Origin of the sequence: Clostridium sp. UBA6640 (assembly GCF_002455975.1) — a bacterium.
Taxonomy (GTDB): Bacteria; Bacillota; Clostridia; order Clostridiales; family Clostridiaceae; genus Clostridium_J.
Window position 1 is genome coordinate 1 of record NZ_DKLM01000068.1, and the last position, 8,184, is coordinate 8,184.

The 8,184-nt window shown below is 27.0% G+C and carries 9 protein-coding genes; all 9 read left to right on the top strand.

The genetic code is table 11. The annotated features are described in order from the left end of the window. Positions 1-851 (top strand): S8 family serine peptidase (locus B2W91_RS07090; RefSeq protein ID WP_291579696.1); only part of this gene is annotated, 851 nt, incomplete at its 5' end. 297 nt (positions 852-1,148) lie between these two features. Further along, positions 1,149-1,607 carry a hypothetical protein gene (locus tag B2W91_RS07095; RefSeq protein WP_291579697.1) on the top strand — a complete coding sequence of 153 codons (459 nt, stop codon included), beginning with the start codon at positions 1,149-1,151 and terminating at the stop codon, positions 1,605-1,607. 167 nt (positions 1,608-1,774) lie between these two features. Continuing rightward, positions 1,775-2,311 (top strand): signal peptidase II, encoded by a 537-nt coding sequence (locus B2W91_RS07100; protein WP_291579698.1) that lies wholly within the window; start codon positions 1,775-1,777, stop codon positions 2,309-2,311. Positions 2,312-2,602: 291 nt separating this feature from the next. After that, positions 2,603-3,523: a phosphotransferase gene (locus B2W91_RS07105; protein WP_291579699.1), complete on the top strand. Its 921-nt coding sequence runs from the start codon at positions 2,603-2,605 to the stop codon at positions 3,521-3,523. Between the two features lie 441 nt (positions 3,524-3,964). Further along, positions 3,965-4,285 carry a hypothetical protein gene (locus B2W91_RS07110; protein ID WP_291579700.1) on the top strand — a complete coding sequence of 107 codons (321 nt, stop codon included), beginning with the start codon at positions 3,965-3,967 and terminating at the stop codon, positions 4,283-4,285. A 218-nt stretch (positions 4,286-4,503) separates the two neighbouring features. Next, the gene (locus tag B2W91_RS07115) at positions 4,504-4,899 is read left to right on the top strand and encodes a GNAT family N-acetyltransferase (RefSeq protein ID WP_291579701.1); all 396 of its coding nucleotides are present in this window, start codon (positions 4,504-4,506) and stop codon (positions 4,897-4,899) included. 231 nt (positions 4,900-5,130) lie between these two features. Continuing rightward, entirely contained in the window at positions 5,131-5,757 is a 627-nt protein-coding gene (locus tag B2W91_RS07120; protein WP_291579702.1) for an HAD family hydrolase, read from the top strand. Between the two features lie 210 nt (positions 5,758-5,967). After that, positions 5,968-6,429: a GNAT family N-acetyltransferase gene (locus B2W91_RS07125; RefSeq protein ID WP_291579703.1), complete on the top strand. Its 462-nt coding sequence runs from the start codon at positions 5,968-5,970 to the stop codon at positions 6,427-6,429. A gap of 712 nt (positions 6,430-7,141) precedes the next feature. Next, entirely contained in the window at positions 7,142-7,639 is a 498-nt protein-coding gene (locus tag B2W91_RS07130; protein ID WP_291579704.1) for a hypothetical protein, read from the top strand. Positions 7,640-8,184 lie beyond the last annotated feature (545 nt).

The following is an 8,184-nucleotide window of genomic DNA, read 5'->3' on the forward strand; positions in this document are numbered from 1 at the left end:
AGGGCATTACAGGAAAAGGAGTTAGCATGGCTATTATCGATAGCACTCTTTTAGTAGACCATGAAGAATATAAAGATAGATTAAAATTTTATGAAGAGATTCATAATAATGAAGAAAGTGATGCGGATATGCATGGACCAGCTGTTAGCTCTATTGCAGTGGGAAAAACTGTAGGTGTTGCACCAGAAGCAGATTTATACTACATTGCAGAAACTCATGGAGAATTTACTGCAACCGATTTTCACTATGATTTTAAGTATTTAGCAAAATCTATAGATAGAATCATAGAAATAAATAAAACTCTACCTAAAGAAAAAAAGATAAGAGTCATTTCTATGTCTGTAGGATGGACTAAAGAGAAAAAAGGATTTAAGGAGGTAGATTCAGCAGTAAAAAGGGCTAAAAATGAAGGAATATTGGTAGTCTCTACAAGATTTAATAAATATTATGGAGTTAATTTTTGGGGACTTGGAAGAGAAGTTATGAAAAATCCAGAAGATTTTAAAAATTATGAGCCTGGATCATGGTGGAAAGATGATTTTTTTGAAAATTATGAAAAAATTAATATAGAAAAGACCTTTATGGTACCAATGGACAGCAGGTGTGTTGCATCACCTACAGGAAACTCAGATTATTTTTTAAATAGAGAAGGTGGACTTAGTTGGACTGTTCCTTATGTATCAGCTTTATATACTTTATGCTGTCAGGTAAATCCTAATATAACTCCAGATGAGTTTTTAGAAGCAGTATTAGATACAGGGGATGTAGTGGAAGTAGAGAAAGAAGGAAAAAAATACAATTTAGGTAAAATAGTAAATCCAGAAAAGCTTATAGAAAAAGTATCTTCATAGGAATTAAAAAATCTTAATTAATTATCAATTAAAATAGAAACCTTGTATCGCATTATTTGTATTTAATGCAACAACTAAAAAATGAGCAATTTATATAAACACCCCATTATTTAATTTTAAATAATGGGGTGTTTTTTTACATCACATTTTAAATATAGAATGAACTAATTAATAAAATGTATTCTTTGAAAATTGAATAGGACGATATTTAATAATATGTTATAATATGGATAAAATGAGAGTATCTGAATTGCAATCGTTAAGTATTACGAATTTATAGTTAAAGGAGAGATTTTAATGGATATATTTATTAATATTGGTATTCCATTATTTTTTATGTCTATTATTATACAAAGATTAAAGCGTATGAAAGAAATAATAATCCAAACAAGAAAAAAATATGTAGAAATTGCTATTGCATTGATTGTTTTTATAACAATCACATATTTATATGCAAATACTTGGATTCATTATGTAATAGGGATATTAGGAAGTCTTATGTTTGTAACTATGTGGCTTGCACAAGGAATTACATCAGAAGGCTTCATATCAATGTATACATATAAAGAAAGAATATTATGGAATGAAATTGAGAAGATTATAGTAATTAAGTCAAAGGATATAAAGATTAAGTTATCTGGTGGTTTTATGCAGCAAACATTCTATTTTAAAAAGAGTGATTATGATAAAGTTATTACTATTCTAGAGGAAAAATTACCTGTGCAAACACAATTAGAAACAATTTTTCGCAAATAAGAAGATGTACATTTTAAATATAGAATGAACTAATTAATAAAATATATTTTTTGAAAATTGAATAGGACGATATTTGAAAATGTGATATAATCTTGCTAGAAGATTCTGTTAAATTATATTTGTAGATTTATAGGAAGATTATTTATACTAGGTGGTGCAGAATAAATATGAGAATTCAAAACAAAAAAATATATATAGTAGTGCTTATTTTAGTAACAATAGATCAAGTTATTAAAATAATAATTAACAACAAGTTTTTTAATCAAAAAATTCCTATATTACCTCCTTTGCTATACTTTGAGCCTATGTTTAATAGGGATTATTCATGGCTTAATTCTATGTTACAATTAGGCATTGGCAAATATGTACATATTTTACTAGTAGTAATTATGAGCATATTTATATATCTGCTCTATCAATATTTAAATAAGCGATTTGGAATTAACAGACTTATTAATATTATGTATGCTTTTATATTTTCTGGTGCCATGTGTTCGTTAATTGACAAGATTTTTTGGAATGGTAGTTTAGATTACATATTAGTAAATGGCTTTTTCACCTTTGACTTAAAAGATGTATATGTTAATGTTTTTATAGGATTGGTAATCTTATCATTTTTCTTAAAAAACAAAGTTTTAAACCAAATTGATGATGATATAATAAAAGATTTTACTAAATATGTTTTACGAAAATTACAAACATAAATTTCATCATTGAAAGAATAAGAACTAACAGTTGTAGTTAAGCCATATCATTCTATAAGGTGTAGCAGCTATAAAAATAAATAACATATTAAAATACCACAAATTTATAAGCAAATTTGCGGTATTTTTATGTAGCAATTTAAATATAGAATGAGCTAATTAATAAAAAATATTCTTTGAAAATTAAATAATATGATATTAGAAAATTAAAATTGCTTCTATTTAATGCTAAGGCATAATTGTAGGTAGCTGCGTAGTAATTATTATTTATATTTTAGATGGAGGAATGAAATGTTATTTGCAGAGGAATTGACTAATTGGGAATCTTGGGGAAATATTTTTTGTTCTATTCAAGTATTCAAACCATTGATAGATGAGATTTTAAAAAATGAACAATTAATAGTGCAAGGGGAAATTGAAAATTTGGCTCCTGGAAGCAATGCTGTTTTTAAAGTAGATAATTTGGTGATAAAAATATATGCACCTTTTGAGACCGGTATTGATACAGAGTACGATTATAATGTTGAATTATATACAATGGAGTTTGCAAATAAGGAAGGTATTTCAGTACCTAAGATAATTGCAAATGGTGAATTTCAAGATAAGTATTTGTTTCGTTATATTATTATGGAATTTAAATCTAATGATATTGAGACTTGTTATATACTTTCATATTCCATTAATGAAAAGCAACATTTAGTAGATAAACTCAAAAAAATATTAGAGAAATTTAATAAACCAATAAATTCCATAGTTAAATCAATTACCTTAAGTAATCAAAAGGAACAATTAAAAAGAATGCAAGGATTGAATTCAGAATTAATAAAAGAATTAGTAAGATATTCATCAAAAGTATGTTGTGAGGAGATCGTTTTAGTACATGGAGATATTACAAGAGATAATATTTTAATCAGTAAAAATAATGATATTACACTAATTGATTTTGCGGATTGTGTCCAAGCACCATCATATTACGAATTGCCTGCCATAATCTTTGAACTTTTTTTGTGTGATAGAGAGCTTGTTTCATGTTTTGTAGGTAATGACGATAAAGATACATTCTTAGATCTACTGATAAAAGGACTGTCTATTCATTCTTGCTGTGGTAATATACTCAAAGATTATTTTATAAGAATAGAAATACCAATGGATAAGGTTGATAGTATAAAGGAATTAAAAAAATTATTAAAGAAAGAATTATTCGTATTATGAGCGCAATCTATTACGCAGCCTTCATATAATCCATAAAACCGAATAAATTTTTAATATACCATATTAAATCTACACTAAGTAAGGATTATTTATAATACCGTATTATTCAAAGTGGATAAGCGGTGTTTTTTTATTTGGTGATTCAAATATTTTGTGACTTTATATTAATTTTAATAACTAGCTATATATGATTAAAAAGAAATCTAAGTATGCAAAGAAGAGATCACTAGCAGTATTGATTACTGAAATATCATATATAATTCTAGTAAATGTATTATTGATTTATATGATATTGCGAATTGATTGAAATGTTCTTTGAAAATTGAATAATAGGGCATTTACAAAATATGCTATAATTTATTCATGATAGTAAGATAAAGTAAAAATTATTTGTATGAGACATATAGATAAATAGGAATTCGTAGAAGAGGAGAAGTATGCATGGAGACAATAGTAATTAAATTAAATCCTGGATTATTAGAAAATCCTGATTTGGATTTGCGATATACGGTGCCTGATAGAATTGAAGAATTATCAGATAAAAAAATAATGGATAACGGTTATGATTATTTAGAAGGTCAAAACAATCCAATTGGAATTTGGATGAAAACTGAATCTGCGGAACAAAATTATCCATTTATAATTGATATGCTTAAAAAGGAAATGTTTTTAGAAAATGATTTATCAAAATCAGCAGAAATATATATTTCTAAATCAGACTGTGATGAATTGGAAAATTGCAAAAAAGTTTATCCTTTATAAATCATTAATACAAATTCCAATTTATTAATGAATTTAAAAAGATAAAATAATATTAAAATATCGTATTATTCAGAAGTGAATTTGCGGTATTTTTACGTCACAATTTGATTAAAGTGTGACATAAATGTTCTTTGAAAATTGAATAATACGGTATTTACAAAATATGTTATAATTGAGTCATGATAGTAATTAATTATGAACAAACAGAGGGCGATTAAATGGAAAATTATAATGTATTAATAAATTTAGAAATTAAAAATCATGAGGTTCCTGAACTTCGAGAAGCCGTAGGCTGGGAAAGAAGAGATGCAGACTATCCCGCTTTATTTGAGCATTGTTTATTTTGGGCAGGAGTACGAGATAAGAATGATGGGTTGATTGCATTTGGGTGTATGGTAGGTCCAGGTATTGAACATGGATATATTGAGGATGTAATAGTCCATCCAAGTTACCAAGCCAAAGGTATTGGGAAGTTACTGGTAAAAAGATTGCTTCAGGAGGCTGAAGTAAGAGGGATCACTATTGTTACTGTAACTTATGAGGAGTCAAACCGTAAGCTTTATGAAAGTTGTGGTTTTACTTCATGTCCTGGAGGAGTATGGAGAAAAGGTTAAGAGACTTCAATTAATTCATAATCTTCTTATTTAACGACTAAAATTAAAAATCGAATAATTTTTCTAAATGCCGTATTATTCAGAAGTGAGTTATACGGCATTTTTATGTCACAATTCAAATACAATGTGAACTAATAACTTGTTATACATTTAAAAGTGTGCAAAATGAAAGGGGGTGAACTTTAGTGAGAGTTTGGTATTTATAATACATTCTCTTACTAAAGATAAAAAATGAATATTGACAGTATTATTTTTGATTTAGATGGTACTCTTTGGAATTCAATAGAGGGAGTTTGTGGTGCATGGGAAACGGTGTTAGCCAAGTATCCCAATATCACAAGAGTAGTAACACCTAAAGATATGGAAGGATGTATGGGACTTACCATAGATGAAATAGGGAAAAAATTATTTCCAGATTTAGATGAAGATTTTCAGATGAAATTAATGGAAGAATGTTGTGAAGCAGAAGAAGTTTATTTAGGAGAACATGGTGGAATATTATTTTCTAAATTAGAAGAAACACTTAAAAAGTTATCTGAAAAATATAAATTATTCATAGTTAGTAATTGTCAGGATGGCTACATACAATGTTTCTTTAAAGCGCATAAATTAAATGAATATTTTACTGACTTTGAATGTTCAGGAGCAACAGGTCTATCAAAAGGAGAAAACAATAAAATTATAATTGAAAGAAATGATTTGAAAAGACCAATTTATGTAGGAGATACTAGCGGAGATGCAGAGTCAGCAAAAGTGGCAGAAATTCCATTTGTATATGCAAGATATGGCTTTGGTGATGCTCACGAGTATGATTATGTTATTGATACTTTTGAAGAAATATTGACTTTAGGAATATGAATAATGATCGCAATCTACACAACATTCGTATATGACGAAGCAAAAGAGTTATTAAGAAATTTAATAATAAGTTATTTGCCAATAATGTAAGAAGGAATATATTATAAGGGAAGTTATAAAAAAGGTGGAACAAGAAAATATTTAAATAAATAATATAAATAATAGTGCTATTGGATTAGTATGGAGAGAGTATGCAAGGGGGGATGAAATGTGGACAAAGTGGATATTATTTCATTCAAAGATGAATATTGTAATGATTTAAAAAGGCTATCTTATGAATGGCTTGAGAAATATGTTTCAGTGGAGCCAGAAGATGAAAGAATTCTAAATAATCCTAAAGAAGTAATACTAGATAATGGAGGATGTATTTTTTTTGCAAAATGTGGAGAAGAAATAGTTGGAACAGTATCTTTAATTAGAGTTGATAAAGATACATATGAATTAGCAAAACTTGCAGTGACAGAAAAATTTCAAGGGCTAAAAATAGGAAATCAGTTGATGGAAAGGTGCATACAAGCTGCTAATGAAAAAAATATAAAAAAAATAATTCTTTATACAAATCATAAATTAATTTCAGCAATAAAATTGTATGAAAAGTATGGATTTGAGAATGTTCCCCTTGTTAATAATAAATATATAGAGTCAGATTTGAAAATGGTGCTTAATCTATAAGTATTTATTATATAGCGTTGCTCATAGTTAAATAGAATAAATGAATTTATATTAAAATATTATAAGTAATGTTAATTTAAAGATAAGGCATTTTTTGCTTATAAGACAGAAATTACAAAACAAAATAATTTTATAAAATATCGTATTATTCAAAACTGAATTTACGGTATTTTTATTTTACAATTCAAATATTTTACGATGCTATATTAACTTTAATAAGTTTATCTTGTATAGGGGTGAACAGTGTTCGCCTAAAAATTTAAGTCAGGCACCATTATCAAATATTGGACAGAAAGAGATGTCTAAAAATATTATTTTAATGCCAAGATTGATAAATATATTATTATGGCAGGTTATATCCATATAATCAGGCTCTATAATCCAATGATATTAGATATGTAAATGGAAACTGGCCAATAGTGTTTGCTCTTACTATTCGATAAATGATGAATCACATGAAAAGATGTGGTATAAAACAAGTTGCTTTTCAAGTTTGGAAAGATTATATCATAACCATGTTGTCCACAAAGCTAACATAATAACATTTATTAAAGAGTAATGGGGTATATAATGACGCAGTTTGACTATAATGCGAAGCAAATAATGTTCTTTGAAAATTGAATAGTACGGCATTGGAAATATATGTTATAATAAATTCATAATAGTATTAAATTGTACTCGATAAATAGGAATTTGAATTGGAGATTGAAGTATGAATTTGTGGATATTATTAATAGAAACTGTAATTATAACAATGATTTTTAATTTGGTTATATTTATTCCTTTATGTAAAAATCCAGTTTGGTGGATTCATGATTATCCAAAAGATATTCAAGAAGAATATTTTAAAACTCATGAAAGAATACCAGCAGAACCATTAAGTAAAACAGCTATAATTAAGAAGGGAATATTTCTTTTCATTGGCATTATAGTACTTGTTGGACTAATGAGTTTAGCCCAGGCAAAAACTTTTTTAGAGGGTTTTTTAGGAAGCTTTTTTATTTGGTTTATAATTAATGTTTGGGATTGTTTCTTTATGGATTGGATTTTATTTGCTAATATTAAGGTAATAAGATTACCTGGTACTGAACATATGGATAAAGAATATCATCAAAAAAAGTATCATTTTGTTCATGGACTAATAGGAATATTAATAGGAATATTCCCATGCCTATTTGTAGGAGTAAGCATTTTATTAATTAACTTATAAATTCCAATTTTGTAGAGTAGATAGAGGAACGATTTTAAATTATTATGAAGACAAAATTAAATATAAATAGATGAAATACCGTATTATTCAGAATGAATGTATGGTATTTTTTAATGCGCAATTCAAATATTTTATAATTTTATATTAACTTTAATAAGTTTATCTTGTGTAGGGGCGAACAGTGTTCGCCTAAAAATTTAAGTCAGGCACCATTATCAAATATTGGACAGAAAGAGATGTCTAAAAATATTATTTTAATGCCAAGATTGATAAATATATTATTATGGCAGGTTATATCCATATAATCAGGCTCTATAATCCAATGATATTAGATATGTAAATGGAAACTGGCCAATAGTGTTTGCTCTTACTATTCGATAAATGATGAATCACATGAAAAGATGTGGTATAAAACAAGTTGCTTTTCAAGTTTGGAAAGATTATATCATAACCATGTTGTCCACAAAGCTAACATAATAACATTTATTAAAGAGTAATGGGGTATATAATGACGCAGTTTGACTATTTGACGAAATAAATAATGT

Coding starts and splice junctions, on each gene's coding strand:
- B2W91_RS07095 (WP_291579697.1), top strand. CDS start 1,149: ATGGATATATTTATTAATATTGGTATTCCATTATTTTTTATGTCTATT.
- B2W91_RS07100 (WP_291579698.1), top strand. CDS start 1,775: ATGAGAATTCAAAACAAAAAAATATATATAGTAGTGCTTATTTTAGTA.
- B2W91_RS07105 (WP_291579699.1), top strand. CDS start 2,603: ATGTTATTTGCAGAGGAATTGACTAATTGGGAATCTTGGGGAAATATT.
- B2W91_RS07110 (WP_291579700.1), top strand. CDS start 3,965: ATGGAGACAATAGTAATTAAATTAAATCCTGGATTATTAGAAAATCCT.
- B2W91_RS07115 (WP_291579701.1), top strand. CDS start 4,504: ATGGAAAATTATAATGTATTAATAAATTTAGAAATTAAAAATCATGAG.
- B2W91_RS07120 (WP_291579702.1), top strand. CDS start 5,131: ATGAATATTGACAGTATTATTTTTGATTTAGATGGTACTCTTTGGAAT.
- B2W91_RS07130 (WP_291579704.1), top strand. CDS start 7,142: ATGAATTTGTGGATATTATTAATAGAAACTGTAATTATAACAATGATT.